The following is a 25,585-nucleotide window of genomic DNA, read 5'->3' as shown; positions in this document are numbered from 1 at the left end:
GTGCTTCTCCTGTTGTTATGGAATGGCGCCGCTGCGGCGGCGCGGTTCGGCGGGGCGTCGCGGCAGCGCGCCGCAAGGGCGGGGCGGCGACGCCGGCTCGCGCGAATTCAGTCGGGCTGGACGACCAGTTCGCCGGAGCGGCCGGGGATTTCGCCCCACGCGACAGGGTACGATGGTAGCGAGTCGCGGTCCAGCGTCGCGTGGTAGTCGCCCATCGTCGCGAACGTATGGCCTTGCGCGCGCCAGCCGGCGAGCAGTTGCTCGAACACCGGCGCGAGCTTCTGGCCTTCCAGCTCCGCATGCAGCGTGAATACCTGGTCGTGCGGATTGGTTTCGGTGAACTTGAGGATGTGCGCGGCGACGTTGTGCGTGTCGATGCCGTCGACGCCGAGCACTTCGTCGAGCGTCGGCAGCGTGGTCGGCATCTGCACGTGCGACAGCGTGCGGCCGCCGACGACGGGCAGGTACGGCGAATGGCCGCGACCGTCGGATGCGTAGCGCATTCCCCATGCGTCGATCTGCTCGAACGCGGCGTCGTTCATCTGCCAGCCGGCCGCGCCGTGCGTGACGGGCGGCGCGCCGAAGATCTCGACGAAGCGCGCGTGACTCTTCTGCATTTCACGGGCGGTCCAGTCGCGATCGCGTGCACGCACGTTGTCCTGCCAGACCACGTGATCCCACGTGTGGATCCCGCATTCGAAGCCGGCCTCGTGAATCGCGCGCATGTCGGCGATCGCGCGACGGCCGATGTCGGGGCCGGGCAGCAGCACGCCGTACATCAGCTGCTTCACGCCGTAGTGTTCGACCACCGACGTGCGCGATACCTTTTTCAGGAAGCCCGGGCGAAACACGCGCCGCAGCGCCCAGCCCGTGTGATCGGGCCCGAGACTGAAGAGGAAGGTCGCGCGCGCGTTGAAGCGGTCGAAGATGCGCGCGAGGTTCGGCACGCCTTCGCGCGTGCCGCGCAGCGTGTCGACGTCGATCTTGAGGACAATGCGAGCCAAGCGAACGTCCCGGTCAGCCTTGCTGTTCGACGAGCGCGCGCGCGTCGGCGACGTGGCCGCGATACGCTTCGAAGATGTTGCGCAGCGCGTCGTCGAACGTCGCCTGCGGCGCCCAGCCGAGTTCCTGCATCGTGTTGTCGATCTTCGGCACGCGGTTCTGCACGTCCTGGTAGCCGTTGCCGTAGTAGGCGCCGGACGTCGTTTCGACGAGCTTCACCTGCTTGGCCGAATCCGCGTACTCGGGGAATTCCGCGGCCAGTTCGAGCATCTTGTGCGCGAGTTCGCGAACCGAGAAGTTGTTCTTCGGATTCCCGATGTTGTAGATCTTGCCCGACGCGACGCCGCCCTTGTTGTCGATGATCTTCATCAGCGCGCTGATGCCGTCGCCGATGTCGGTGAACGCGCGCTTCTGCGAGCCGCCGTCGACGAGGCTGATGTTCTCGCCGCGCACGATGTGGCCGAGGAACTGCGTGACCACGCGCGAGCTGCCTTCCTTCGGCGTGTAGATCGAGTCGAGGCCCGGGCCGATCCAGTTGAACGGACGGAACAGCGTGAAGTTCAGGCCCTCCATCCCGTAGCCCCAGATCACGCGGTCCATCAGCTGCTTCGAGCACGCGTAGATCCAGCGCGGCTTGTTGATCGGGCCGTAGGTGAGCGCCGACGCGTCCGGGTCGAACTGCTCGTCCGAGCACATGCCGTAGACCTCGGAGGTCGACGGGAACACGAGGTGCTTGCCGTACTTGACGGCCGAGCGCACGATCGGCAGGTTCGCCTCGAAGTCGAGCTCGAACACGCGCAGTGGCTGCTGGACGTAGGTCGCCGGCGTCGCGATCGCGACGAGCGGCAGGATCACGTCGCACTTCTTCACGTGATACTCGACCCACTCCTTGTTGATCGTGATGTCGCCTTCGAAGAAATGCATCCGCTCGTGGTTGACGAGGTCGCCCAGCCGGTCGGTCTGCATGTCCATGCCGAACACTTCCCAATCGGTGGTTTCAAGAATGCGCTTCGACAGGTGATGGCCGATGAAGCCGTTCACACCCAGGATCAGGACTTTTTTTGCTTTCATGAATGACGGGAAGAATGAATGAACTGCGCGAATTCCGCGGGCGTCACGACGGCTTCGCTGCCGTCGCGCTGCTGCCAGAGCTCGAGAATGGATAGGGCGCGGCTGTCGCCGCAGACGCCGAATAGCGCATTATCGCTTACGTGCAGGCCGGGCGGCAAATCCGCCGCGGCGGCCGCTGCCGCGCTGCCGGGCGCTGCAAGGCGCGCACGCGCGATCACGAAGCGCGCGCCGTCGACGTCCGTGAACGCGCCCGGATACGGGGGCGCGACCGCGCGCACCAGGTTGTAGACCTGCGCGGCCGGCTTCGACCAGTCGACGCGGCCGTCCTCGGGCTTGCGCCCGCCGTAGTAGCTGCCGGTCGCGAGATCGTTCGGCAGGTGCGGCGCCTCGCCCGCGAGCAGCGCGGGCAGCACGCGCCACAGCGTCTGCTCGGCGGCCACCGTGACCTTGTCGAACACCTGCGCGGCCGTGTCGTCCGGCAGGATCGGTACCGCCGTCTGGCCGATGATCGCGCCCGCGTCGGGCTTCGCGGCCATCTCGTGCAGCGTCGCGCCGGTCTCGGTCTCGCCGTTCAGCACGGCCCAGTTGGTCGGTACCCGACCCCGGTATTTCGGCAGCAGCGAACCATGCATGTTGTACGCGCCGCGCGGTGCGATCGCAAGCAGGTCCACCGGCAGCATGTGCCGGTAGTAGAACGAGAAGATGAAATCGGGCCGCGCGTCGGACACCGCGCGGCGCAGCGCCGGATCGGTGGGGTCGGCCGGCGTGAGCACCGGAATGCCGTGCTCGGCCGCGACGGACGCGACGCTGCCGAACCAGATGTTCTCGTTCGGATTGTCCTCGTGCGTGACGACCAGCGCGACGTCGACGCCGCGCGCGAGCAGCACCTGCAGGCACCGCACGCCGACGTTGTGATACGCGAAGACGACCGCGCGCGGCTTCATTGCGCGGCTCCCGGGCGGTTCGCGGCGGCCGGCACCGGCGGCATGCCGTCGTGCTGCTCGAGCACGGCCTGGATCAGGTAGCGGGGACGCGCGCGCACCTGCTGGTAGATGCGGCCGACGTATTCGCCGAGCAGGCCGAGCGCGAAGATGATCACGCCGAGCAGGAAGAACGTGATCGCGAACAGCGTGAACACGCCTTGCACTTCCGCGCCGACGATGAAGCGGCGCACGAGCAGCAGCACGAACAGCGCGGCGGAGCCGAGCGACAGGATCACGCCGATGAACGACAGCCACTGCAGCGGCACGACCGAGAAGCCCGTCACGAGGTCGAAGTTCAGCCGGATCAGGCTGTACAGCGAATACTTCGATTCGCCCGCGAAGCGTTCCTCGTGCGCGACTTCGATCTCGGTCGGGTTCTGCGCGAACGTGTACGCGAGCGCGGGGATGAACGTGTTGACTTCGCCGCACACGTTGATCGTGTCGATGATGCGGCGGCTGTACGCGCGCAGCATGCAGCCCTGGTCGGTCATCTTGATGCGCGTGATGCGCTCGCGCAGCCGGTTCATCATCTGCGACGCCTTGCGCCGCCACAGGCTGTCCTGGCGCTGCTTGCGGATCGAGCCGACGTAGTCGTAGCCCTCGCGCATCTTCGCGATCAGCTTGCCGATTTCCTCGGGCGGGTTCTGCAGGTCGGCGTCGAGCGTGATGACGATTTCGCCGCGCGACTGCGCGAAGCCCGCGAGGATCGCCATGTGCTGGCCGTAGTTGCCGTTGAGCAGCACGACGCGCGTCGTGTCGGGCCGGACGTGGAACTGATCGGCGAGCATCGCGGCCGAGCGGTCGCGGCTGCCGTCGTTGATCAGGATCACTTCGTACGACGCGTCGAGTGCGTCGAGCGCCGGATACAGGCGCGCGAACAGCGCGGCGAGGCCGTCTTCCTCGTTGTATACGGGGATGATGACCGATACTTCGGGCCGGTCGGTGTCCAGATGCGCGGCGCCCGGGTGCCCGGCGCCCGAATGCCCGGCGCGTGCTTCAAGGTGACTCATGTACGCTTATTTTCCGTATTGTTCGCAAATCTGATTGACGGCGTCGGCCACGCGACGCACGTCGCCTTCCGTCATCTGCGTAAACAGCGGCAGCGTGACGGTCGACGCGCCGTACCGTTCGGCGTGGGGGAACATGCCCTCCTTGAAACCGCGCGCACGGTACAGCGTGAAAAGATGGATCGCCGGGTAGTGGATGCCGGTGCCGATCCCGCGTTCCTTCATCTGCGCCATGAATTCGGCGCGCGTGATCGTCAGCCGCTCGAGCGGCAGCGTGACCAGGAACATGTGCCAGTTGCCGTTCTCGAATTCGGCGACCGGCAGGCCGAGGCCCAGCTTCACGGCCGCGCCGCCGTCGAACGCGGCGAAATACGCGCGGGCGAGCGCGCGGCGCTGCGCGGTGAAGCGCTCGATGTGCGGCAGCTGGCCGAGGCCGACGCGCGCGGCGACGTCGGTCAGGTTGTACTTGCCGCCGAGCACGTCGCAGTCCATCCCGTCGAAGCCGGTGCGCGTGATGCCCTGCAGCCGGTACTTCTGCGCGAGCACGGCTTCGTCCTCGTCGTTCAGCACGAGCGCGCCGCCTTCGATCGTCGTCAGGTTCTTGTTCGCGTGGAAGCTGAACGACACGATGTCGCCGATCGCGCCGATGCGCTTGCCGTGCCACGTCGAGCCGAACGCCTGCGCGGCATCCTCGATCACGCGCAGTTTGTGCGCGCGGGCGATCGCGTACAGGCGGTCCAGGTCGACCGGCAGGCCGGACAGGAACACGGGGATGATCGCCTTCGTGCGCGGCGTGATCGCCTGCTCGAGCTTGTCGAGGTCGATGTTGCGCGTGACGGGATCGATGTCCGCGAACACGGGCGTCGCGCCGGTTTCGATGATCACGTTGCTGGTCGAGACCCACGACGCCGGCGTCGTGATCACCTCGTCACCGGGGCCGACGCCCGCGATGCGCAGGCCGATCTCGAGCGTGCAGGTGCCCGAATTGAATGCGCGGACCGGACGGCCGCCGCAGTACTCGGACAGCGCGGCTTCGAATTTCTGGCACTGCGGGCCGGTCGTGATCCAGCCCGAGCGGAGCACGTCGACGACGCCCTGGATGGTTTCCTCATCGATCTCGGGGCGGGTGAACGGCAGAAACGGAGCGGTAGTCTGGCTCATGAACGCGTTGGGCCTGTAATGGCGTGTAATAAAAGGGTCGGGCGATCCGTCCGAAACCGGCATTAAACACCGGTTGGCCGATTCGCACCGTGATTTTTTGTAGGCGGACGCTTAACGAACGCCGGGGCCGCGGGCCGCGCTCAACTGCGCGCGAGCACGAGCACGCCGATCAGGATGATGCCGATGCCGACGAACTTCTGGATCGACAGCACCTCGCCGAACAGGTACCACGCCGCGAACGCGTTGACGACGTAGCCGAGCGACAGCATCGGGTACGCGATCGACACGTCGACCCGCGACAGCCCGACGATCCACACGACGACGCTCAGCACGTAGCAGCCGAGCCCGCCAATGATCGGCAACTGGGTCGCGATCTTGAATCCGACCGGGATGATGTTCGCACGGCTGAATTCGAAGTGTCCAACGGCGTTGACGCCGGCTTTCAGCAGAAGTTGCGCACAGGCGTTGAGCATCACGCCGGTGATGATGCAGACGAACGAAACGGGATTCATGCGAAGGACGTCCTTACGATTGCGGTTTCTCGACGATCACGCGGCGGTTGTCGCGCGCGACCACGCGCATCGGCACGCCTTCCTTGGCGAGCGCGTCGTACTGGCCGGGCGGCATGATCGCGAGCGCATGGGTGTCCTGCTTCCAGCGCGTGACCCATTCGCCGACGGTCGGGATCCACTTGTTCGGCTCGACCGAGATCCCGAACGCGAGCTCGTCCTGGCGCTGGACCATGATCGTCGTGTGGCCCATGTAGAACGGGAACGTGTGATCGAGCATTTCGATCGAGTAGAACGGCGTGTCGGGCGGCAGCTTCGCCAGTTCGGCGCGCACGGCCGGCGCGAGCAGCGCGCCCGAGCTGTAGCGGCCGAACTCGTCGTGCCCGGTGCCGCCGATCGTGCCGAACGCGAGCCATGCGGCGCCGAACGCGGCGAGCGCGGCGGCTACGCCCGCGCGGCGGTTCAGCCACGCGGCCGCGAGCGTCAGCGCGGCCGAGACCGCGAGACCGGCGTACAGCCACATCTGGAACGCGCGGTACAGCGCGTTCGGCGTGCGGGCGTCGCCCTGGTACGCGAGGAAGATGATCCCGAACGCCGCGGCGACGAAGAACACGAGATAGCCGAGCAGGTGGCGGCGGAAGCGCTCGGCCGTCATTAGCGGCAGGTACGCGCCGATGATCAGCGCGAGCGCCGGCGCGACCGGCAGCACGTACGAGATCAGCTTCGAATGCGACGCGCTGAAGAACAGGAAGATGAACGCGCTCCAGATCAGCAGCACGAGCATCGGCGAGAAGCCGTTCGGCTGGCGCGGCATGCGCAACGCATGGCGGATGCTCTGCCACGCGACCGACAGCCACGGCAGGAAGCCGACCAGCAGCACCGGCACGAAGTAGTACAGCGGGCCCGGGCGGTTCTGTTCCGGGGTCAGGTACCGGCGGAACTGCTGGACGACGAAGAAGAAGTTGAAGAATTCGGGGTTGCGCTGCTGGACGAGCACGAACCACGGCGTGACGATCGCGAAGAAGATCACGAGGCCGCTGACCAGATACAGGCGCTTCCACAGCGCCCAGTCGCGCGCGATCACCGTATACAGCACGAGCACGGCGCCCGGCAGGATCAGCCCGACGAGGCCCTTGGACAGCACCGCGAACGCCATCGCGGCCCAGCACGCCCACATCCAGCCGCGCACCGCGGCCGGGCGCAGCCCGGGCCGCTGCGCGAGCAGCAGCGAGCACAGCGACAGCGCCATCCAGAACGCGAGCCCCATGTCGAGCGCGTTGAAGTGACCCATCAGGTTCCAGTAAGGCGCGCTGGCCAGCACGACGGCCGCGAGGAAGCCCGACAGCGGATTGAACAGGCGCGCGCCGGTGTAGCCGACGAGCAGTACGCCGGCGAAGCTCGCGACGGCGGTATACAGGCGCGCCTGCCATTCGCCGATGCCGAACCATGCGAACGTCAGCGCGTTCAGCCAGGTTTGCAGCGGCGGCTTCTCGAAGTACTTGTAGCCGTTGTAGCGCGGCGTGATCCAGTCGCCGGTGACGAACATCTCGCGCGCCATTTCCGCATAGCGGCCTTCGTCGCTCGGGATCAGGTGGCGCAGCCCGAGCGGCGCGAACCAGACGATCGCGAACGCGACGAGCAGGAGGACGAGCGTGATGCGATTGAGCGGTAGCCTCGACGGCGTATCGTTCATGGGTTTTCAGCCTGTTGGTTATTGTGACGGGCCGCCGGCGGGTTGCGCCGGGGGCGGGCGGCCTGGCCGGGCCGATCCGGGGGATCGACCCGCTGCGCCGGCCCGAGTTTTACCGCAACCGGGATTAACGTTCAATTAAGAGCGCGGCGGCGACTTTGCGGCCTTCGGCCATCAGGATGTTGTAGGTGCGGCAGGCGGCCTGGAAATCCATCGTCTCGACGCCGATCCGCTTCGCGGTGAGCGCCGCGACGAGCCGCGGGTGCGGGAAGCGCAGCCGCGCGCCGCTGCCGAAGATCACGAGTTCGGGCGTCGGATCGAGCAGCATCGCGAAATGCTCGGGCGCGAGCGCGTCGAACGACGACACGGGCCAGGCCTGGACCGGCGCGCCGGGCAGCACGATGACGCTCGTTTCATGGCGTTCGAGATTGACGTCGACATAATCGGGGCCGTAGCCGGTGACGGTGTTGAGCGCGCCGCTCGTGTCCTGGTGCAGTTTCAAATCGGTATTCCGCGGTTCCGTAGGGGAATGGGTTGGCCGGGCCGCAAGGGCCCGGCAGGCCGGTTTCGCGCGCCCGGCCACGCGCGGACGCCCGACGGCGCGGGCCCGGCGCGGCTATGGTGCATTGCGAAAGTCGGCCAAAATCCGCTAAATTATAACTTTTTGGTCGCCTGCGGGCGCCACTTGCGTCGTGCGTCGCCACAAGCCGCGTCCGGCCGCCGCTTTTTCCCAGTCTAGACAGCGCGCACAGACCGGCCGCTTTCCAGTTTTGATCCCGTCCCCCGGCCGCAAGGCCAACCCAGGAACCGTGTCGTCGTGAAACCGATTCAGAAGTCGAACAAGCTGCTCAACGTCTGCTACGACATCCGTGGCCCGGTGCTCGAGCACGCGAAGCGCCTCGAGGAAGAAGGCCACCGCATCATCAAGCTGAACATCGGCAACCTCGCGCCGTTCGGTTTCGACGCGCCGGACGAAATCATCCAGGACATGATCCGCAACCTGCCGGCGTCGTCCGGCTATTCGGATTCGAAGGGCGTGTTCTCGGCGCGCAAGGCCGTGATGCACTACACGCAGGAAAAGGGCGTCGTCGGCGTCGGTCTCGACGACATCTACATCGGCAACGGCGCGTCCGAGCTGATCGTGATGGCGACCCAGGCGCTCCTGAACGACGGCGACGAAGTGCTGCTGCCCGCGCCCGACTACCCGCTGTGGACGGCGGCCGTGAGCCTGTCGGGCGGCACGCCCGTGCACTACGTGTGCGACGAGCAGAACGCGTGGATGCCCGATCTCGACGACATCCGCAGCAAGATCACGCCGAACACGAAGGCGATCGTCGTGATCAACCCGAACAACCCGACCGGCGCGCTTTATTCCGACGAATTGCTGCTCGAGCTGCTCGCGATCGCGCGCCAGCACGGGCTGATCGTGTTCGCGGACGAGGTCTACGACAAGATCGTCTACGACGGCCTCGAGCACACGGCGCTCGGCGCGCTGTCGGAGGACGTGATCACCGTCACGTTCAACAGTTTGTCGAAGAGCTATCGGTCGTGCGGCTATCGCGCGGGCTGGATGGCCGTGTCGGGCCTCGGCGGCGACAACCGCCGGCGCGCGAAGGATTACCTCGAAGGGCTCGGCATCCTGTCGTCGATGCGCCTGTGCGCGAACGTGCCCGGCCAGTTCGCGATCCAGACGGCGCTCGGCGGCTACCAGAGCATCAACGAGCTGATCGTGCCGAGCGGGCGCCTGTACAAGCAGCGCGAACTCGCGTATGACATGCTGACGTCGATCCCGGGCGTGACCTGCGTGAAGCCGCAGGCCGCGCTGTACATGTTTCCGCGCCTCGACCCGAAGCTCTACCCGATCCAGAACGACCAGCAGTTCATCCTCGACCTGTTGCTCGAGGAGCGCGTGCTGCTGGTGCAGGGCACGGGTTTCAACTGGGCGACGCCGGACCATTTCCGCGTGGTCTTCCTGCCGAACCTCGACGACCTGACCGATTCGATCAACCGGATCGCACGCTTCCTCGACGGCTACCGCAAGCGCCATTCGGTCTGAGCGGGCAGCGTCTCACGGAACTCACTACTTCTTACTCATCGATCACACGCAGCATGGAACCGATCAAAGTTGGCCTGTTGGGCTTCGGCACCGTCGGCAGCGGCACCTTCACGGTGTTGCACCGCAACCAGGAAGAAATCAAACGACGCGCGGGGCGCGGCATCGAGGTCGCGCGCATTGCCGTGCGCAACCCGGCCAAGGCTCAGGCGGCGCTCGGCGCCCACGCCGGCACCGCGCAGATCACCGACGACTTCAACGCGGTCGTCGACGATCCGTCGATTTCGATCATCGCCGAGATGATCGGCGGCACGGGCATCGCGCGCGAGCTCGTGCTGCGCGCGATCGCGAACGGCAAGCACGTCGTGACGGCGAACAAGGCGCTGCTCGCGGTGCACGGCACCGAGATCTTCGAAGCCGCGCGCGAGAAGGGCGTGATGGTCGCGTTCGAGGCGGCCGTCGCCGGCGGCATCCCGATCATCAAGGCGCTGCGCGAAGGCCTGACCGCGAACCGCATCCAGTACATCGCCGGCATCATCAACGGCACGACGAACTACATCCTGTCCGAAATGCGCGACCGCGGGCTCGACTTCGCGACCGCGCTGAAGGCCGCGCAGGCGCTCGGCTACGCGGAAGCCGATCCGACCTTCGATATCGAGGGCGTCGACGCCGCGCACAAGGCGACGATCATGAGCGCGATCGCGTTCGGCGTGCCGGTGCAGTTCGACCGCGCGTATGTCGAAGGCATCAGCAAGCTCGACGCGACCGACATCCGCTACGCGGAAGAGCTCGGTTACCGGATCAAGCTGCTCGGCATCGCGCGCCGCGCCGCAAACGGCATCGAGCTGCGTGTGCACCCGACGCTGATCCCGGAAAAGCGCTTGCTCGCGAACGTCGAGGGTGCGATGAACGCGGTCGTCGTGCACGGCGACGCAGTCGGCACGACGCTGTACTACGGCAAGGGCGCGGGCGCGGAGCCGACCGCTTCGGCCGTCGTCGCGGATCTCGTCGACGTCACGCGCCTGCATACGGCCGATCCCGAGCATCGTGTGCCGCACCTCGCGTTCCAGCCGGACAGCCTGTCGAACACGCCGATTCTGCCGATCGAGGAAGTGACGAGCGGCTACTACCTGCGCCTGCGCGTCGCCGATCAGACCGGCGTGCTCGCCGCGATCACGCGCATCCTCGCCGAATCGGGCATCTCGATCGACGCGCTGCTGCAGAAGGAATCGGAGCAGATCGACGGCGCGAACGGCGAAACCGACATCATCCTGATCACGCACGAGACGGTCGAGAAGAACGTCAACGCGGCGATCGCGCAAATCGAGAGCCTCGCGACCGTCGTGTCGAAGGTGACGAAGCTGCGCATGGAAGCGCTGAACTGAGGCTGACGACATGAACTACATCTCCACGCGCGGCGCCGGCATCGGCGAGCGCCATACGTTCTCCGACATCCTGCTCGGCGGTCTCGCGAAGGACGGCGGGCTCTACCTGCCGGCCGAGTATCCGAAGGTGTCCGCCGACGAGCTCGCGCGCTGGCGCACGCTGCCGTACGCGGATCTCGCGTTCGAGATCCTGTCGAAGTTCTGCGACGACGTGCCGGCCGACGACCTGCGCGCGATCACGCGCCGCACGTACACGGCTGCCGTGTACAGCAACACGCGCCACGGCGAGAACGCATCCGACATCACGCCGCTGAAGACGCTCGGCACCGAGCACGGCACGGCGCTGTCGCTGCTCGAACTGTCGAACGGCCCGACGCTCGCGTTCAAGGACATGGCGATGCAGCTGCTCGGCAACCTGTTCGAGTACACGCTCGCGAAGCACGGCGAAGCGCTGAACATCCTCGGCGCGACGTCGGGCGATACCGGCAGCGCGGCCGAATACGCGATGCGCGGCAAGGCCGGCGTGCGCGTGTTCATGCTGTCGCCGCACAAGAAGATGAGCGCGTTCCAGACCGCGCAGATGTTCAGCCTGCAGGATCCGAACATCTTCAACCTCGCGGTCGAAGGCGTGTTCGACGACTGCCAGGACATCGTGAAGGCCGTATCGAACGATCACGCATTCAAGGCGCAGCAGAAGATCGGCACCGTCAACTCGATCAACTGGGCGCGCGTCGTCGCGCAGGTCGTGTACTACTTCAAGGGCTATTTCGCGGCGACGCAGTCGAACGACGAGCGCGTGTCGTTCACGGTGCCGTCGGGCAACTTCGGCAACGTCTGCGCGGGCCACATCGCGCGGATGATGGGGCTGCCGATCGCGAAGCTGGTGGTCGCGACCAACGAGAACGACGTGCTCGACGAGTTCTTCCGCACCGGCGCATACCGCGTGCGCAGCGCCGAGCACACCTATCACACGAGCAGCCCGAGCATGGACATCTCGAAGGCCTCGAACTTCGAGCGCTTCGTGTTCGACCTGCTCGGCCGCGATCCGGCCCGCGTGATGCAATTGTTCCGCGACGTCGAGGAGAAGGGCGGCTTCGATCTCGCGGCCAGCGGCGATTTCGCGCGCGTCGCCGAATTCGGTTTCGTGTCGGGCCGCAGCAGCCACGCCGACCGCATCGCGACGATCCGCGACGTGTTCTCGCGCTACGACACGATGATCGATACGCATACGGCCGACGGCGTGAAGGTCGCGCGCGAGCATCTGGAGGCCGGCGTGCCGATGGTCGTGCTCGAGACGGCGCAGCCGATCAAGTTCGGCGAGACGATCCGCGAAGCGCTCGATCGCGAAGCCGAGCGGCCGGCCGCATTCGACGGGCTCGAGGCGCTGCCGCAGCGCTTCGAGGTCGTGAAGGCCGACGCGCAGCAGGTGAAGGACTTCATCGCCGCCCATACGGGCGCATGATGTGCCGCCGGGCGCGAGCCCGGCGTGCAGGCAGGACGGCCGGAATGCCGATTCGTCGAATGGATCGGGGTTCCGGCCGTTTCGTTTGGCCCGCGGGTTGGGTACGCGGACATCGCATGTGGCGCGAAATGCGCGAAACAAGTGTCAGACCTGCGGGTTCGCGCCGATCACAATCTTCGCATGTTCGCCATATCGCGCGTGCGTACGGCGGCGTCGCTACAATGACGTATTGATTCCAACGATCCCCGATTCCATCGATGTCGAACCCGAATCCCGCGGCGCCGCGCGCGCCGATGCTGTCGACCGCCGAGGCGCTCGCCGCGCTGCTCGATGCCGCGAAGCCGCTGCCCGGCGCCGAAACCGTCGCCACGCTCGACGCGCTCGGCCGCGTGCTGGCGGCCGACGTCAGCTCGCCGCTCGACGTGCCGCCGATGCATACGAGCGCGATGGACGGCTATGCGGTGCGCGTCGCCGACCTGCTGCACGGCGATCGGCGCTTGCCGGTGTCGCAGCGCATTCCGGCCGGGTATCCGGCCGCGCCGCTCGCGGCCGGCACGGCCGCGCGGATCTTCACCGGTGCGACGGTGCCGCCCGGCGCCGACGCCGTCGTGATGCAGGAGCAGACGTCGGCCGACGGCGACGCGGTCGAGATCCTGCACACGCCGAAGGCCGGCGAATGGATCACCGCGCAGGGCGCGGACATTCATCAGGGTTCGGTGATCCTGTCGGCCGGCACGCGGCTCACGCCGCAGGCGCTCGGCCTCGCCGCATCGGTCGGCTGCGCGCAATTGTCGGTCGCGCGGCGGATTCGCGTGGCGGTGTTCTTCACCGGCGACGAACTGACGATGCCCGGCGAGCCGCTGAAGCCCGGCGCGATCTACAACTCGAATCGCTTCACGCTGCGCGGGCTGCTCGAGCGGCTCGGCTGCCACGTGACCGACTACGGAATCGTGCCCGACTCGCTGGCCGCGACGCGCGACACGCTGCGCGAGGCCGCCCGCGATCACGACGTGATCCTGACGAGCGGCGGCGTGTCGGTCGGCGACGAGGACCACGTGAAGCCGGCCGTCGAGGCCGAAGGGCGGCTCGCGCTGTGGCAGATCGCGATGAAGCCCGGCAAGCCGCTCGCGTACGGCGCGGTGCGCCGTGGCGACGCGCGCGCCGACGCGCACTTCATCGGGCTGCCCGGCAACCCCGTCTCGAGCTTCGTCACGTTCCTGCTGTTCGTGCGGCCATTCCTGCTGCGCCTGTCCGGCGTGCGCGACGTCGCGCCGCGCGCGTTGTCGCTGCGTGCCGATTTTTCGCAGAGCAAGGGCGACCGGCGCAACGAATTCCTGCGCGCGCGCGTCAATGCGGCCGGCGGCCTCGACCTGTTCCCGAACCAGAGCTCGGCCGTGCTCACGTCGACGGTCTGGGGCGACGGCCTGATCGACAATCCGCCGCAGCACGCGATCAGCGCGGGCGAGACCGTGCGTTTCATTCCGTTTTCCGAATTGCTGTCGTAACGCGGCGGCTTCCGAACCATGAAGATTCAGCTTAAATTTTTTGCAAGCGTGCGTGAAGCATTGGGCGTGGCCGACGAAGAAGCCGACGTGCCGGACAGCGTGACGACCGTCGGCGACGTGCGTGCGTGGCTGCGCGTGCGCGGCGGCGCGTGGGCCGACACGCTCGCCGAAGGGCGCGCGTTGCGCATGGCCTGCAACCACGAGATGACCGATCCCGACACGCGGCTCACCGAAGGCTGCGAGGTCGCGTTCTTCCCGCCGGTGACGGGCGGCTGAGCTTTGCATGGGACCGGTGATGGCAACGATACGAATCCAGACCGACGATTTCGACCTGAACGCCGAAGTGGCGGCATTGCGCGCGCGCAACCCGAAGATCGGCGCGCTCGCGTGCTTCGTCGGCACGGTGCGCGACCTGAACGAAGGCGATGCGGTCGCCGCGCTGGAGCTCGAGCACTATCCGGGCATGACCGAGAAGGCGCTCGAGAAGATCGCGGCGGAGGCCGGCCGGCGCTGGCCGGGCATCGACGTCGCGATTGTGCATCGCGTCGGCAGGCTGCTGCCGCTCGACCAGATCGTGATGGTCGCGACGGTCGCGTCGCACCGCGGCGATGCGTTCGCGTCATGCGAGTTCGTGATGGACTATCTGAAGACCGAAGCGCCGTTCTGGAAGAAGGAAACGACGCCGGACGGCGAGCGTTGGGTCGATGCGCGCAGTACCGACGACGCGGCGCTCGCGCGCTGGGGCGTCGAGTCGGGCAATACGCGGCGCTGAGTGCGGCGCGCGGACGATGCGGCGATGTACCGCAGGTGCGGCGTCGTCGCGCGTGACGGGTATTACGCGTCCGGGTCGACGCCGCGCCCGATGATCTTCGTCGGAAACGGCTCGCCGCGAGCGCGCGACGGCAACGCGTGCGGATCGTCGCCCGTGTCGCGACGGCGCGGCGCGACCGCGTCGAGCAGCGCCTGCTGTTCGGGCGGAATCCGGTAGTCCCAGCCGAACCGGCTCAACTGCAGGCTCTGCGCGATCCGCAGCGCGGGCTCCATGAAACGGATCGCCGCGGCCGGCGCGTAACGCGCTTCGACGGTGTTCAGGAACAGCGACAGCCAGCGGCTGAAATGGGCCGGCTCGATGCCGTCGAGCGGCTGGTGCGCCTGCTGCACGTTGCCGCGATAGCCCTTGGTGCCGAGCACGAGGCTCGACCAGAACATCACCATCTTCGGCAGATGATCGTCCCAGCGGCCGGCGAGCTTCGCGTCGAACACGGGCCCGAGCAGCGGATCGGCGCGCACGCGGTCGTAAAACGCGTAGACGAGAGCGCGGATGTTGTCTTCGGTCGGCTCGGCGTCGCGGGGGCGGGCCGGTACGGGTTCGGGCGAGGCAGGCAGGGCAGTCATGACAAAAAGGGCCGGTGGAGCAGGGCAGCGACAGGGCGCCGGCGCAGGCAACGAGCAGGACGCCGGCCGGATTTTGACGCAAAATAGCGTCCTGTAACCCCTGGAAAACGTGCAGATATCACGCATCTTATTGCGCGCACGCGATCCCGGCAACCCGGGGCCGCGCCGCGGGATCCTCGATCGGCCTTGCACGCGTCGCGATCGGCCCGGCTCACGTCGTTGGGGCACGATCGATCTTTTCCGTATTCGCTCATGAGACTCACCGACTACACCGACTATTCGCTGCGCGTGATGCTGTACCTCGCCGTGCGCGGCGAGGGACTCGCGACGATCCAGGAGATCTCGGACGCCTACGGCATCTCGAAGAACCATCTGATGAAAGTCGTCCAGCAGCTCGGCGAGCTGGGCTGGGTCGACACCGTTCGCGGCCGCAACGGCGGGCTGCGGCTGTTCGCCGATTCGCTGCAACTGACGGTCGGCCAGGTCGTGCGGGCGACCGAAAACGACTTCGCGCTGGTCGGCTGCTTTTCGTCGGATGGCGGCGAGTCGCGCGGCTGCGCGATCGAGCCGCAGTGCCGGCTGAAGGGCGTGCTGGCGGCCGCACGCGATGCGTTCTTCGCGGAACTCGATCGTCACACGCTCGGCGAACTGGCCGAGCCCGCGTCGCCGCTCGCGGCGCTGCTCGGCATCCGTCCGGTCGCGCTCGTGCGCGCCGCGCCGACGCCGGACGAAGCGCCGACGGCCGCCGAGCCGTCGTCCAACGCCCACTGACACGCGGGCGCCGCGGGCCCCTGCGTCCATCCGATCACACCGCCGGGCCGTTTTAAGGGTGTCCGGCATTTTTTGCGCTGAATCAACCCGAATTTCGCTTGAAAGCCGCATAACCATCCTCATCTTGGTGTTAATCGAAAATTGGAGGTCTCAACCAAATGAGAATCGACAAGCTCACCACCAAGTTCCAGGAAGCACTCGCGGACGCGCAAAGCCTCGCGGCCGGCCGCGACAATCAATACATCGAACCCGTTCACGTGCTCGCGGCACTGGTCGCGCAGCAGGACGGATCGGCCCGCTCGCTGATGTCGCGTGCGGGCGTGCACGTGCAGGCGCTGCAAGGCGCGCTGAACGAAGCCATTTCGCGCCTGCCGCAAGTGACGGGCACGGGCGGCGACATCCAGATCGGCCGTGAGTTGGCCGGGCTGCTGAACCAGGCCGACAAGGAAGCGCAGAAGCTCAACGACACGTTCATCGCGAGCGAGATGTTCCTGCTTGCCGTGTCCGACGACAAGGGCGACGCCGGCAAGCTCGCGCGTCAGCACGGCCTCACGCGCAAGGCGCTCGAAGCCGCGATCGCCGCGGTGCGCGGCGGCTCGCAGGTGCACAGCCAGGACGCGGAAAGCCAGCGCGAGGCACTGAAGAAATACACGGTCGACCTGACCGAGCGCGCCCGTGCGGGCAAGCTCGATCCGGTGATCGGCCGCGACGACGAAATCCGCCGTTCGATCCAGATCCTGCAGCGCCGCACCAAGAACAACCCGGTGCTGATCGGCGAGCCGGGCGTCGGCAAGACCGCGATCGTCGAAGGGCTCGCGCAGCGGATCGTCAACGGCGAGGTGCCCGAGACGCTGAAGGGCAAGCGCGTGCTGTCGCTCGACATGGCCGCACTGCTCGCCGGCGCGAAGTACCGCGGCGAGTTCGAGGAACGCCTGAAGGCGGTGCTCAACGACATCGCGAAGGACGAAGGCCGGACGATCGTCTTCATCGACGAGATCCACACGATGGTCGGCGCGGGCAAGGCCGAAGGCGCGATGGATGCGGGCAACATGCTGAAGCCGGCGCTGTCGCGCGGCGAGCTGCACTGCATCGGCGCGACCACGCTCGACGAATACCGCAAGTACATCGAGAAGGACGCCGCGCTCGAACGCCGCTTCCAGAAGGTGCTCGTCGACGAGCCGAGCGTCGAGGCGACGATCGCGATCCTGCGCGGGCTGCAGGAGAAGTACGAACTGCACCACGGTGTCGACATCACCGACCCGGCGATCGTCGCCGCGGCCGAGCTGTCGCATCGCTACATCACCGACCGCTTCCTGCCCGACAAGGCGATCGACCTGATCGACGAAGCCGCTTCGAAGATCAAGATGGAAATCGATTCGAAGCCCGAAGAGATGGACAAGCTCGACCGTCGTCTGATCCAGCTGAAGATCGAGCGCGAAGCCGTGAAGAAGGAGCAGGACGAAGCGTCGCAGAAGCGCCTGCAGCTGATCGAGGAAGAGATCGACCGCCTCGGCCGCGAATATGCGGACCTGGAAGAGATCTGGACCGCCGAGAAGGCCGCGGTGCAGGGCAGCGCGCAACTGAAGGAAGAGATCGAGAAGGTGCGGGCGGATATCGCGCGCCTGCAGCGTGAAGGCAAGCTCGAGAAGGTCGCCGAGCTGCAGTACGGCAAGCTGCCGCAGCTCGAGTCACAGCTCAAGCAGGTCACGCAGGCCGAAGAGCAGGAGCAGCACAACCCGACGCGCCCGCGCCTGCTGCGCACGCAGGTCGGCGCCGAGGAAATCGCGGAAGTCGTGTCGCGTTCGACCGGGATTCCGGTGTCGCGGATGATGCAGGGCGAACGCGAGAAGCTGCTGCACATCGAGGAAAAGCTGCACGAGCGCGTGGTCGGCCAGGATGAGGCGATCAACGCGGTGGCCGACGCGATCCGTCGTTCGCGCGCGGGTCTCGCCGATCCGAACCGTCCGTACGGCTCGTTCCTGTTCCTCGGCCCGACGGGGGTCGGCAAGACCGAGCTGTGCAAGGCGCTGGCGTCGTTCCTGTTCGATTCGGAAGAGCATCTGATCCGCATCGACATGAGCGAGTTCATGGAGAAGCACAGCGTCGCGCGGCTGATCGGCGCGCCGCCGGGCTATGTCGGCTACGAGGAAGGCGGCTATCTGACGGAAGCCGTGCGCCGCAAGCCGTACAGCGTGATCCTGCTCGACGAGATCGAGAAGGCGCATCCGGACGTATTCAACGTGCTGCTGCAGGTGCTCGACGACGGCCGCATGACCGACGGGCAGGGGCGCACGGTCGACTTCAAGAACACGGTGATCGTGATGACGTCGAACCTCGGCTCGCAGGTGATCCAGGCGATGACGGGCGCGCCGCAGGACGAGATCAAGGACGCGGTGTGGCTCGAGGTGAAGCAGCATTTCCGCCCGGAGTTCCTGAACCGGATCGACGACGTCGTCGTGTTCCATGCGCTCGACCGCAGCAACATCGAGTCGATCGCGAAGATCCAGCTCGCCCGCCTGCACGACCGGCTCGCGAAACTCGACATGGCGCTCGACGTGTCGCCGTCGGCGCTCGAGCAGATCGCGAAGGTCGGCTACGATCCGGTGTTCGGCGCGCGGCCGCTGAAGCGCGCGATCCAGCAGGAGATCGAGAACCCGGTCGCGAAGCTGATCCTCGCCGGCCGCTTCGGTCCGAAGGACGTGATCCCGGTCGACGTCAACGACGGCCAGTTCGTGTTCGACCGCGTCGTGCACTGATCGCCGGTAATCGGCGGTGCGCCCGGTTCGCACCGCCGGGCGCGCAAAAACAAACACCCCGCTCAGGCGGGGTGTTTGCTTATGGAGCGGCCGAAACGTTCGAAGCGGCCGCCCGGGCTGTCAGGCGTGCGGGCTCAGGCCTTGTTGCCGCCGAACATGCCGGCGAGCTGCGTGAGCGTGCCGAGCACGTTCGACGTGTCGAGCTGGCCGCTGGCCGGCACTTCGCCGTTCGGCGTCGCGCCGTTGACGACGTGCGGCAGCACCTGCGCGAGGATCGACGACGCTTGCGACGGATCGATGCCGACCTTGCTCGCGAGCGAGCCGACGACGTCCGAGCCGAGCACGTTTTGCAGCGTATCCGGCGAGATCGGCTGGTTTTCGCCGGTGCCGACCCACGAACCGATGATCTCGCCGGCGCCGCCGGCCTTGAACTTCTCGATCAGCCCGTTCAGGCCGCCCGGCTGGTTGTTGATGAATTCGAGCGCGGTCGCGATGAGCGCGCTTTGCGAGTTGCCGCCGGCCTGGCCGCCGATCAGACCGCCAACGATGTCGAGGAGACCCATGGTTCTTCACCTTCACTGAAAAGGGCGCCGTGACGACGGCGCCCGTTGAACGAATGCCGCGCGCACGCCGTCGCGCGCGCGGCGCACATCAGGCGCCCGACGCCGCGGCGGCGGAGGCGGCCTTGTCCTTCTTGCTCTTCTTCTTCGAACCCTTCGTCGCCTTCGCGGACGACGCGGCGGCCGGTGCGCTCGCGCCGGCGTCGGCGGATGCCGCGGCAGCGGCTGCCGCTTTTTCCTTCTTCGACGCGCGCTTGGTCTTGGCCGGCTTGCTCGCCGCTTCCGGTGCGCTCGCCGACGGCGCGGGCACCGCGGTCGTCGTGCCGGCCGTCGCGGTCGTGGACGTCGAGGCGGTGCCCGCCGACGTCGTGGTCGACGTGCCTGCCGACGTCGTCGCGGCCGGCTTCGACAGCTTCACGCCCTTCGGCGGCGTCGACGCGCCGCCGATCGTCAGGCCGTTTTCCTCGAGATGCCCGACCGACTTCGTGCCGAGGCCCTTCACGCGGTTCGCGAGATCGTCGGCGTCCTTGAACGGGCCGTTCTTGGTGCGTTCGTCGATGATCGCCTTCGACTTCACGGGCCCGAGCCCCTTCACGGATTCGAGCGCGGCCTGGTCGGCCGTGTTGACTTCGACGGCCGCGGCAAGGCCGGCGGCGAGCGACAGCGACAGCGCGACAAACAGCATCAGCAGCTTTTTCAGCATGGCAAGGGCTCCCTGGTTCTGACGGATGAATGGCTGTTGCAACGGACGACGACGCGCGAGCTCGCCGGGCGTCGCCGTTAAGCATAGGACAAATGCGTGCCCTTTTTGAGACAGGCTGACCGAATCTTGCTGAAGGCTTGCGGCGCTGTAAAGGCCGAAACCGCTGCGGGGCGCCGATTTTGACCATTCTTTACGGTGTCGCCGGGTATCGCGAGCGTATCGCGGGTGAACGCCCCACTGGCCGTCAGACAATGCTTGACTTAGAGTGAACTCTAACTCCTAACCTTGTTCCTGCCATGTCGAAAACCGTATCCCAACCCTCCGCCGCCGGTCCGCTGACGATCGGGCAAGTCGCCGAACTGACGGGCGTGTCGACGCACACGCTGCGGTATTACGAGCAGGCCGGCCTGCTGCGCGCGATTTCGCGCACGGCGGCCGGGCACCGGCTCTATGCGCCGGCCGACCTTGACTGGCTGGCCTTTGTGATGCGCCTGAAGGCGACCGGCATGCCGATCGCGCAGATGCAGGCGTTCGCGGTGCTGCGCGAGCAGGGCGCGTCGACGTTCGGCGCGCGGCGCGACTTGCTGGTCGCGCATCGCGACGCGGTGCGCGCGCATATCGCGGAGTTGCAGGCGAGCCTCGACGCGATTGGCGACAAGATCGCGTACTACGAGGCGCAGGAACGGGAAACGGAACGACGGGCGAAACCTTCACACTCTTTATCGGAACAGGACGGACACGATGGAACGACTCGTTGAGGATCGCTACACGCGCGGCTGGAACAAACTGAAGGAAATCGACGGCGAAGCGGGCGAACGCGTGATCGCGGCGCTTGCGCCGATCGCGCCGGACTTCGCGCGGCTCCTGGTCGAATTCAGCTTCGGCGACATCTACAGCCGGCCGCAGCTCGACCTGAAGGCGCGCGAAATCGCGACGATCGCGGCGCTGGCCGCGCTCGGCAACGCGCAGCCGCAACTGAAGGTGCATATCGAGGCCGCGCTGAACGTCGGCTGCACGCGCGACGAGATCGTCGAGGTATTCATGCAGATGGCCGTGTATGCGGGGATGCCGGCCGCGCTGAACGCGCTGTTCGCCGCGCGCGAGGTGTTCGCGCGGCGCGACGAGGCGGCCGGCGTGACGGACGACGCGAACGAAGCGGCCGGACAGCCCGCATGACGGGGCGTGCGCCCGTGCGTCACGCGCGGTGCGGCGCGACGATCCGGTACTTCGCGATGCGCCGGTACAGCGTCGCGCGCGACATGCCGAGCGCCCGGGCGGTCGCGTCGGGCCGCCAGCGATGCGCGGTGAGCGCGGCGACGATGCGGCCGCGTTCGTCGTCGGGCAGCGCGCCCGGCGGCGCGCCGCCGAGTTGCGCGGCGAGGTCGGCCGGAAGGTCGCGGCGCGTCACGCGCGCGGCGTCGCACACCGCGCACGCATAGCGCAGCACGTTGCGCAGTTGCCGCACGTTGCCCGGCCATGCATACGCGGCGAGCTGTTCGGCGAGCGTCGCGTCGAGCGTGAGCACGTGGCCGGTCGCCTGCGCTTCCTCGGCGAACACGGCGGCGATCACGTCGCGCACGTCCGCGCGTTCGCGCAGCGGCGGCAGGTCGAACGTCGCGCCGCTCAACCGGTAGTACAGATCCTCGCGGAACGTGCCGTCGGCGACCATCCGCGCGAGATCGCGGTGCGTCGCGCAGATCACGTCGAGATCGACGCGCACGGGCGTATCGCTGCCGAGCGGCACGACCTCGCCGTCGGCGAGCACGCGCAACAGGCGCGTCTGTAGCGCGAGCGGCATGTCACCGATTTCATCGAGAAACAGCGTGCCGCCGTCGGCGAGCGCGATCTTGCCGCGCGCGCCGTGCTTGCGTGCGCCGGTGAACGCGCCGGCCGCATAACCGAACAGTTCGCTCTCGATCAGCGCTTCCGGCAGCGCGCCGCAGTTGACGGCGACGAACGGCCGCGCGCGCCGCGCGCCGGCGTCGTGGATCGCGCGGGCGAACACTTCCTTGCCTGCGCCGGTTTCGCCGAGCACGAGGATCGGCAGCCGTTTGCTCGCGACGCGCAGCGCGAGTTCCGCTTGTTGCGCGATGCGCGCATCGCTGCTGTGCAGGAACGGCGTCAGCGCGCCGACGTGACGCGGCGCAGCGGTGCCCGGGCGGCGCGACGCCGCGCCGGGGTCGCGGCCGGCGCGTCGTAGCGGCGCACGCAGCCGCGCGTAGAGCGGGGCGCCGGTCGCGCGCACGCGCAGCGCGACGATCGTGTCGAGCCGCGCGGCGTCGCGCAGCGGCATCTCGGTCGCATCGAAGATCTCGTCGATATGGCGCGGCTCGCGCAGCGCCGGCAGCGCGTCGCGCGCCTGCCGGTTCGCGGCGACGATGTTGCCGCATTCGTCGAATGCGATCAGCCACTCGGGCTGCGCCTCGACGTAGTGACGGTTCGGATGCCCGAACAATATCCAGTGCTGCGCGGTGCTGTGCACGAAGTAGCCGTCCTCGATCAGCGCCGCGCTCTGCCGCACGAGCTGGTAGACGAGACGCTGGCTGTCGCGGCCGTCGGGCGAATGCACGGCCGACGCGTCGAGCACGCCGATCAGTTCGCCGCCCGGCGAGAAGATCGGCGCCGCGCTGCACGTGAGCGTCGTGAACGCCGCGCGAAAGTGATCGGTCTTGTGCACGGTGATCGGCGCGAGATCGGTCAGCACGCTCGCGACGCCGCACGTTCCTTCCTCGCTTTCCGACCAGCACGAGCCGATGTGCAGCCCCGCATGGCGGAAGTCGTTGCGGCGTTCGCGGTCGATCCGGTAGTCGATCGTCACGCCGTGCGCGTCGGTCAGCATCACGCAGTAGTCGGCGACGCGAATCATGTCGTGCAGCCGCGTCAGGCACTGGCCCGACGCGCGCAGGAAGGCTTCCTCCTTGTCGCGCACCTCGCGCAGCTCCGCCGCGGTCAGCACGCGCGGGCCGATCGACGAAGCGGGGTCGAGACGGTAGCGCTCCAGCGACCGTTGCCACGACGACACGAGGCGCGCGGAATCCGCCGGCGCGGGCAGGCGTCCGGCGAGCGCGCCGAGTACACGGTCGGCGTGCTGGGCCTGGGGGACGGCGTAGGGCATGGTCGGCTCCGGTTCCGTACGGCGGGGATGTCGCTGTTCTTGTAGCACATCCGATTCGGCGAATCACATTGCATCGCAGCACGCGGCGCGCATGAGACGGTCGTCTCACCGGTATCGCGCCGTGTCTCGCGCAGTTGAGACGGCCGCATGCGCGGCGCGCGGCGGCCGTGCGGCGGGGCGTCGCGTGCGCGGCGCGGCGCGAACGCAGGGTTTGCGGGCGGAACGCCGCGCATGCACGGGCGCCGCAGCAACCGCGTCGCCGTATCGGCGACGTGAGACGTCTGCGCGAATTCGACGCGCGCTGCGTCGTCACGGCCGCGCATCCGGAACCCGCGCATGCCCGCCGCGCCAGCGTCCACGCGGGTTTCGCGGCGATCGCACGCACGATGGCACGCCGCTTGCAGTAATGACGGGCAAGCCGCCGCGATCGCGTCGGCGACGACGATCCGCCGCCCGTCGATGGCTGCGGACGAAACAGGCGGAGCCGGCGCGCGTCAATGCGCCGGCTCCGTCGACTGGATGGAGACAAACCCGTGACGACGCCCGTTACCGTCGGCGTGATCGCGAACCCCGCATCGGGGCGCGACATCCGCCGCCTCACGACGCATGCATCCGTGTTTCCGACCGCGGAGAAGGCGAACATGATCGTGCGCCTGCTGGCCGGCCTCGGCGCGATGGGCGTCGAGCGCGTGCTGACGCTGCGCGACCGCACGGGCATCGCGACGCTGCTGCTGCGCGCGATTGACACGCATCGCGCGGTCGCGCCGCACGAGCGCTGGCCCCACGTCGAATTCGTCGACCTGCCGATCACCGACAGCGTCGCCGACACGCAGGCGGGCGCTGCCTATCTGCATCGGATGGAAGTGTCGCTGATCGTCGTGCTCGGCGGCGATGGCACCCATCGCGCGGTTGCCGCGCATTGCGGCGCGACGCCGCTCGTCGCGTTGTCCACCGGCACCAACAACGCGTTTCCCGAACATCGCGAGGCAACCGTCGCCGGCGTCGCCGCGGGGCTCGCCGCGACCGGCGCCGTGCCGGCCGAGGTCGCGTTCGTGCGCAACAAGCGGCTCGTCGTGCGCTGCGTCGCGGGCGCGCAGCCGGGGCGCGAGGAGATTGCGCTCGTCGACGTGTGCGCCGCGCGGCAGCGCTTCATCGGCGCGCGCGCGATTTCCGGCTCCGACGACATCGACTCGCTCTACCTGACGTTCGCGGAACCGGACGGCATCGGCCTGTCCGCGCTCGGCGGCGCGTGGGCGCCGCTCGAGCGCAGCGCGCCGCACGGGCTCTCGATGCGCTTCGCGCAAGCCGGCAACGCGGCCGGCACGCCGCTCGTCGCGCCGATCGCGCCGGGGCGCGTCGATCGTGTCGTGATGCGCAGTTGCGAGCGGCTCGAACCCGGCACGTGGCACGCGATTCCGTTCGAGCGCGGCACGCTCGCGTTCGACGGCGAGCGCGAGATCGAGGTCGCGCGCGGCGATCGCTACGAGATCGCGCTCGACTGGCGCGGGCCGTTGACGGTCGACGTCGGTCGCACGCTGCGCTACGCATCGTCGCGGCAGCTGCTGCGCGCCGCCGGCGCGTGGCACGACTGATACACCGGTTTGACGAAGACGCTTCGCCATCCATAACGATCATCAAGGAGACATCGCATGACAGCCCCTCTCGAAGGACAGGTCGCCATCGTCACGGGCGGCGCGCGCGGCATCGGCCGCGGCATCGCGCTGACGCTTGCCGGCGCCGGCGCGGACATCCTGCTGGCCGACCTGCTCGACGACGCGCTCGACGCCACCGCGCGCGAGGTCCGCGCGCTCGGCCGCCGGGCCGCGATCGCGAAGGTCGACGTCACGCAGGCCGCGCAGGTCGACGCGATGGTCGCGCAGGCGCTCGCCGAACTCGGCCGGCTCGACATCCTCGTGAATTGCGCGGGCGTGATCAGCATTCATCCGGTCGCCGAACTGACCGAGCGCGACTGGGATTTCGTGATGGACGTGAACGCGAAGGGCACGTTCCTCGGCTGCCGGGCGGCACTGGCCCACCTGAAGGCGCAGGGCCGCGGCCGGATCATCAACGTCGCGTCGATCGCGGGCAAGGAAGGCTTTCCGAATCTCGCGCATTACAGCGCATCGAAATTCGCGGTCGTCGGCTTCACCAATGCGCTGGCGAAGGAACTCGCGCGCGACGGCGTGACCGTCAACGCGATCTGTCCCGGCATCGTCCGCACTTACATGTGGGACCGGCTGTCCGACGAATGGAAGACCGACGGCGAATCGGTCGAGCAATCGTGGCAGCGGCACCAGTTGACGCTGATTCCGCAGGGCCGCGCGCAGACGCCGGAAGACATGGGCCGGCTCGCGCTGTTCTTCGCGACGATGGACAACGTGACGGGCCAGGCCGTGAACGTCGACGGCGGCTTCACGTTCCACTGACGGCCGCGAGGCCGTGCAATCCGCCGCCACG

General features: G+C 67.7%; 24 protein-coding genes. 12 read left to right on the top strand and 12 right to left on the bottom strand.

Annotation, left to right across the window (positions count from 1 at the left end; all coding sequences use genetic code 11):
* Window positions 1–107: 107 nt before the first annotated feature.
* The 8 genes from JYG37_RS11465 to JYG37_RS11430 all read right to left on the bottom strand — a co-directional run bounded on the left by JYG37_RS11465 (window position 108) and on the right by JYG37_RS11430 (window position 7,925).
* On the bottom strand, window positions 108–1,004 hold the full coding sequence (locus JYG37_RS11465; protein ID WP_050013236.1) for a polysaccharide deacetylase family protein: 897 nt from the start codon (window positions 1,002–1,004) through the stop codon (window positions 108–110).
* Between the two features lie 13 nt (window positions 1,005–1,017).
* Window positions 1,018–2,073 carry a bifunctional UDP-4-keto-pentose/UDP-xylose synthase gene (locus JYG37_RS11460; protein WP_060733329.1) on the bottom strand — a complete coding sequence of 352 codons (1,056 nt, stop codon included), beginning with the start codon at window positions 2,071–2,073 and terminating at the stop codon, window positions 1,018–1,020.
* Entirely contained in the window at window positions 2,070–3,017 is a 948-nt protein-coding gene (locus JYG37_RS11455; protein WP_213345414.1) for a formyltransferase, read from the bottom strand. Before JYG37_RS11455 ends, JYG37_RS11460 begins: the two co-directional genes overlap by 4 nt.
* Window positions 3,014–4,066, bottom strand: a complete 1,053-nt coding sequence (locus JYG37_RS11450) for a glycosyltransferase (protein WP_050013233.1) — start codon at window positions 4,064–4,066, stop codon at window positions 3,014–3,016. Before JYG37_RS11450 ends, JYG37_RS11455 begins: the two co-directional genes overlap by 4 nt.
* 6 nt (window positions 4,067–4,072) lie before the next feature.
* Entirely contained in the window at window positions 4,073–5,224 is a 1,152-nt protein-coding gene (locus JYG37_RS11445) for a DegT/DnrJ/EryC1/StrS family aminotransferase (RefSeq protein ID WP_050013232.1), read from the bottom strand.
* Between the two features lie 140 nt (window positions 5,225–5,364).
* On the bottom strand, window positions 5,365–5,736 hold the full coding sequence (locus JYG37_RS11440; protein ID WP_050013231.1) for an EamA family transporter: 372 nt from the start codon (window positions 5,734–5,736) through the stop codon (window positions 5,365–5,367).
* A gap of 13 nt (window positions 5,737–5,749) precedes the next feature.
* A complete protein-coding gene (locus JYG37_RS11435; RefSeq protein ID WP_124637704.1) occupies window positions 5,750–7,426 on the bottom strand; it encodes a glycosyltransferase family 39 protein in 1,677 nt (558 codons plus the stop codon).
* Between the two features lie 124 nt (window positions 7,427–7,550).
* Complete coding sequence (locus JYG37_RS11430; RefSeq protein ID WP_012328660.1) at window positions 7,551–7,925, bottom strand: Mth938-like domain-containing protein; 375 nt, start codon at window positions 7,923–7,925, stop codon at window positions 7,551–7,553.
* A 315-nt stretch (window positions 7,926–8,240) separates the two neighbouring features.
* On the opposite strand from JYG37_RS11430, the gene JYG37_RS11425 reads away from it, so the two are divergent.
* The 6 genes from JYG37_RS11425 (at window position 8,241) to JYG37_RS11400 (ending at window position 14,600) form a co-directional block, all read left to right on the top strand.
* Window positions 8,241–9,479, top strand: a complete 1,239-nt coding sequence (locus tag JYG37_RS11425; RefSeq protein ID WP_050013229.1) for a pyridoxal phosphate-dependent aminotransferase — start codon at window positions 8,241–8,243, stop codon at window positions 9,477–9,479.
* Window positions 9,480–9,532: 53 nt separating this feature from the next.
* Window positions 9,533–10,861 carry a homoserine dehydrogenase gene (locus JYG37_RS11420; RefSeq protein WP_089488504.1) on the top strand — a complete coding sequence of 443 codons (1,329 nt, stop codon included), beginning with the start codon at window positions 9,533–9,535 and terminating at the stop codon, window positions 10,859–10,861.
* Window positions 10,862–10,871: 10 nt separating this feature from the next.
* The gene (gene thrC, locus JYG37_RS11415; RefSeq protein WP_124554576.1) at window positions 10,872–12,323 is read left to right on the top strand and encodes a threonine synthase; all 1,452 of its coding nucleotides are present in this window, start codon (window positions 10,872–10,874) and stop codon (window positions 12,321–12,323) included.
* 257 nt (window positions 12,324–12,580) lie between these two features.
* On the top strand, window positions 12,581–13,828 hold the full coding sequence (locus JYG37_RS11410; RefSeq protein WP_124630765.1) for a molybdopterin molybdotransferase MoeA: 1,248 nt from the start codon (window positions 12,581–12,583) through the stop codon (window positions 13,826–13,828).
* Window positions 13,829–13,846: 18 nt separating this feature from the next.
* A complete protein-coding gene (moaD, locus tag JYG37_RS11405) occupies window positions 13,847–14,104 on the top strand; it encodes a molybdopterin converting factor subunit 1 (protein WP_050013225.1) in 258 nt (85 codons plus the stop codon).
* 19 nt (window positions 14,105–14,123) lie between these two features.
* Complete coding sequence (locus JYG37_RS11400; RefSeq protein ID WP_050013333.1) at window positions 14,124–14,600, top strand: molybdenum cofactor biosynthesis protein MoaE; 477 nt, start codon at window positions 14,124–14,126, stop codon at window positions 14,598–14,600.
* 62 nt (window positions 14,601–14,662) lie between these two features.
* On the opposite strand, the gene JYG37_RS11395 is transcribed toward JYG37_RS11400, so the two are convergent.
* Window positions 14,663–15,223, bottom strand: a complete 561-nt coding sequence (locus tag JYG37_RS11395) for a group III truncated hemoglobin (protein ID WP_089488503.1) — start codon at window positions 15,221–15,223, stop codon at window positions 14,663–14,665.
* A 252-nt stretch (window positions 15,224–15,475) separates the two neighbouring features.
* Here JYG37_RS11395 and JYG37_RS11390 point away from each other — a divergent pair, with 252 nt between their 5' ends.
* Window positions 15,476–15,994: an Rrf2 family transcriptional regulator gene (locus tag JYG37_RS11390; RefSeq protein WP_050013223.1), complete on the top strand. Its 519-nt coding sequence runs from the start codon at window positions 15,476–15,478 to the stop codon at window positions 15,992–15,994.
* A 158-nt stretch (window positions 15,995–16,152) separates the two neighbouring features.
* Entirely contained in the window at window positions 16,153–18,750 is a 2,598-nt protein-coding gene (gene clpB / locus JYG37_RS11385) for an ATP-dependent chaperone ClpB (RefSeq protein ID WP_124637702.1), read from the top strand.
* Window positions 18,751–18,884: 134 nt separating this feature from the next.
* On the opposite strand, the gene JYG37_RS11380 is transcribed toward clpB, so the two are convergent.
* Entirely contained in the window at window positions 18,885–19,313 is a 429-nt protein-coding gene (locus tag JYG37_RS11380; RefSeq protein ID WP_050013221.1) for a YidB family protein, read from the bottom strand.
* Between the two features lie 88 nt (window positions 19,314–19,401).
* Window positions 19,402–20,013 carry a ComEA family DNA-binding protein gene (locus tag JYG37_RS11375; protein WP_124554575.1) on the bottom strand — a complete coding sequence of 204 codons (612 nt, stop codon included), beginning with the start codon at window positions 20,011–20,013 and terminating at the stop codon, window positions 19,402–19,404.
* Between the two features lie 296 nt (window positions 20,014–20,309).
* Here JYG37_RS11375 and JYG37_RS11370 point away from each other — a divergent pair, with 296 nt between their 5' ends.
* A complete protein-coding gene (locus JYG37_RS11370; RefSeq protein WP_124554574.1) occupies window positions 20,310–20,771 on the top strand; it encodes a MerR family transcriptional regulator in 462 nt (153 codons plus the stop codon).
* Entirely contained in the window at window positions 20,755–21,189 is a 435-nt protein-coding gene (locus tag JYG37_RS11365; protein WP_050013218.1) for a carboxymuconolactone decarboxylase family protein, read from the top strand. Before JYG37_RS11370 ends, JYG37_RS11365 begins: the two co-directional genes overlap by 17 nt.
* A gap of 19 nt (window positions 21,190–21,208) precedes the next feature.
* On the opposite strand, the gene JYG37_RS11360 is transcribed toward JYG37_RS11365, so the two are convergent.
* On the bottom strand, window positions 21,209–23,128 hold the full coding sequence (locus JYG37_RS11360; protein ID WP_089488501.1) for a sigma-54-dependent Fis family transcriptional regulator: 1,920 nt from the start codon (window positions 23,126–23,128) through the stop codon (window positions 21,209–21,211).
* A gap of 533 nt (window positions 23,129–23,661) precedes the next feature.
* Here JYG37_RS11360 and JYG37_RS11355 point away from each other — a divergent pair.
* Window positions 23,662–24,720 carry an ATP-NAD kinase family protein gene (locus JYG37_RS11355; protein ID WP_089488500.1) on the top strand — a complete coding sequence of 353 codons (1,059 nt, stop codon included), beginning with the start codon at window positions 23,662–23,664 and terminating at the stop codon, window positions 24,718–24,720.
* Between the two features lie 57 nt (window positions 24,721–24,777).
* Complete coding sequence (locus tag JYG37_RS11350) at window positions 24,778–25,554, top strand: SDR family NAD(P)-dependent oxidoreductase (protein ID WP_050013215.1); 777 nt, start codon at window positions 24,778–24,780, stop codon at window positions 25,552–25,554.
* Window positions 25,555–25,585 lie beyond the last annotated feature (31 nt).

Origin of the sequence: Burkholderia sp. LAS2, assembly GCF_018417615.1 — a bacterium.
GTDB classification, from domain to species: Bacteria; Pseudomonadota; Gammaproteobacteria; order Burkholderiales; family Burkholderiaceae; genus Burkholderia; species Burkholderia sola.
This window is presented reverse-complemented; position numbering and strand designations above follow the sequence as displayed.

Bases quoted from the DNA above. Each gene is read 5' to 3' on its own strand.
- JYG37_RS11395 (WP_089488503.1), bottom strand. From the start codon at position 15,223: ATGACTGCCCTGCCTGCCTCGCCCGAACCCGTACCGGCCCGCCCCCGC.
- JYG37_RS11365 (WP_050013218.1), top strand. From the start codon at position 20,755: ATGGAACGACTCGTTGAGGATCGCTACACGCGCGGCTGGAACAAACTG.
- JYG37_RS11420 (WP_089488504.1), top strand. From the start codon at position 9,533: ATGGAACCGATCAAAGTTGGCCTGTTGGGCTTCGGCACCGTCGGCAGC.
- JYG37_RS11380 (WP_050013221.1), bottom strand. From the start codon at position 19,313: ATGGGTCTCCTCGACATCGTTGGCGGTCTGATCGGCGGCCAGGCCGGC.
- JYG37_RS11410 (WP_124630765.1), top strand. From the start codon at position 12,581: ATGTCGAACCCGAATCCCGCGGCGCCGCGCGCGCCGATGCTGTCGACC.
- JYG37_RS11375 (WP_124554575.1), bottom strand. From the start codon at position 20,013: ATGCTGAAAAAGCTGCTGATGCTGTTTGTCGCGCTGTCGCTGTCGCTC.
- JYG37_RS11460 (WP_060733329.1), bottom strand. From the start codon at position 2,073: ATGAAAGCAAAAAAAGTCCTGATCCTGGGTGTGAACGGCTTCATCGGC.
- JYG37_RS11450 (WP_050013233.1), bottom strand. From the start codon at position 4,066: ATGAGTCACCTTGAAGCACGCGCCGGGCATTCGGGCGCCGGGCACCCG.
- JYG37_RS11445 (WP_050013232.1), bottom strand. From the start codon at position 5,224: ATGAGCCAGACTACCGCTCCGTTTCTGCCGTTCACCCGCCCCGAGATC.
- JYG37_RS11455 (WP_213345414.1), bottom strand. From the start codon at position 3,017: ATGAAGCCGCGCGCGGTCGTCTTCGCGTATCACAACGTCGGCGTGCGG.
- moaD (WP_050013225.1), top strand. From the start codon at position 13,847: ATGAAGATTCAGCTTAAATTTTTTGCAAGCGTGCGTGAAGCATTGGGC.
- thrC (WP_124554576.1), top strand. From the start codon at position 10,872: ATGAACTACATCTCCACGCGCGGCGCCGGCATCGGCGAGCGCCATACG.
- JYG37_RS11360 (WP_089488501.1), bottom strand. From the start codon at position 23,128: ATGCCCTACGCCGTCCCCCAGGCCCAGCACGCCGACCGTGTACTCGGC.
- JYG37_RS11370 (WP_124554574.1), top strand. From the start codon at position 20,310: ATGTCGAAAACCGTATCCCAACCCTCCGCCGCCGGTCCGCTGACGATC.
- clpB (WP_124637702.1), top strand. From the start codon at position 16,153: ATGAGAATCGACAAGCTCACCACCAAGTTCCAGGAAGCACTCGCGGAC.
- JYG37_RS11390 (WP_050013223.1), top strand. From the start codon at position 15,476: ATGAGACTCACCGACTACACCGACTATTCGCTGCGCGTGATGCTGTAC.
- JYG37_RS11435 (WP_124637704.1), bottom strand. From the start codon at position 7,426: ATGAACGATACGCCGTCGAGGCTACCGCTCAATCGCATCACGCTCGTC.
- JYG37_RS11440 (WP_050013231.1), bottom strand. From the start codon at position 5,736: ATGAATCCCGTTTCGTTCGTCTGCATCATCACCGGCGTGATGCTCAAC.
- JYG37_RS11400 (WP_050013333.1), top strand. From the start codon at position 14,124: ATGGCAACGATACGAATCCAGACCGACGATTTCGACCTGAACGCCGAA.
- JYG37_RS11350 (WP_050013215.1), top strand. From the start codon at position 24,778: ATGACAGCCCCTCTCGAAGGACAGGTCGCCATCGTCACGGGCGGCGCG.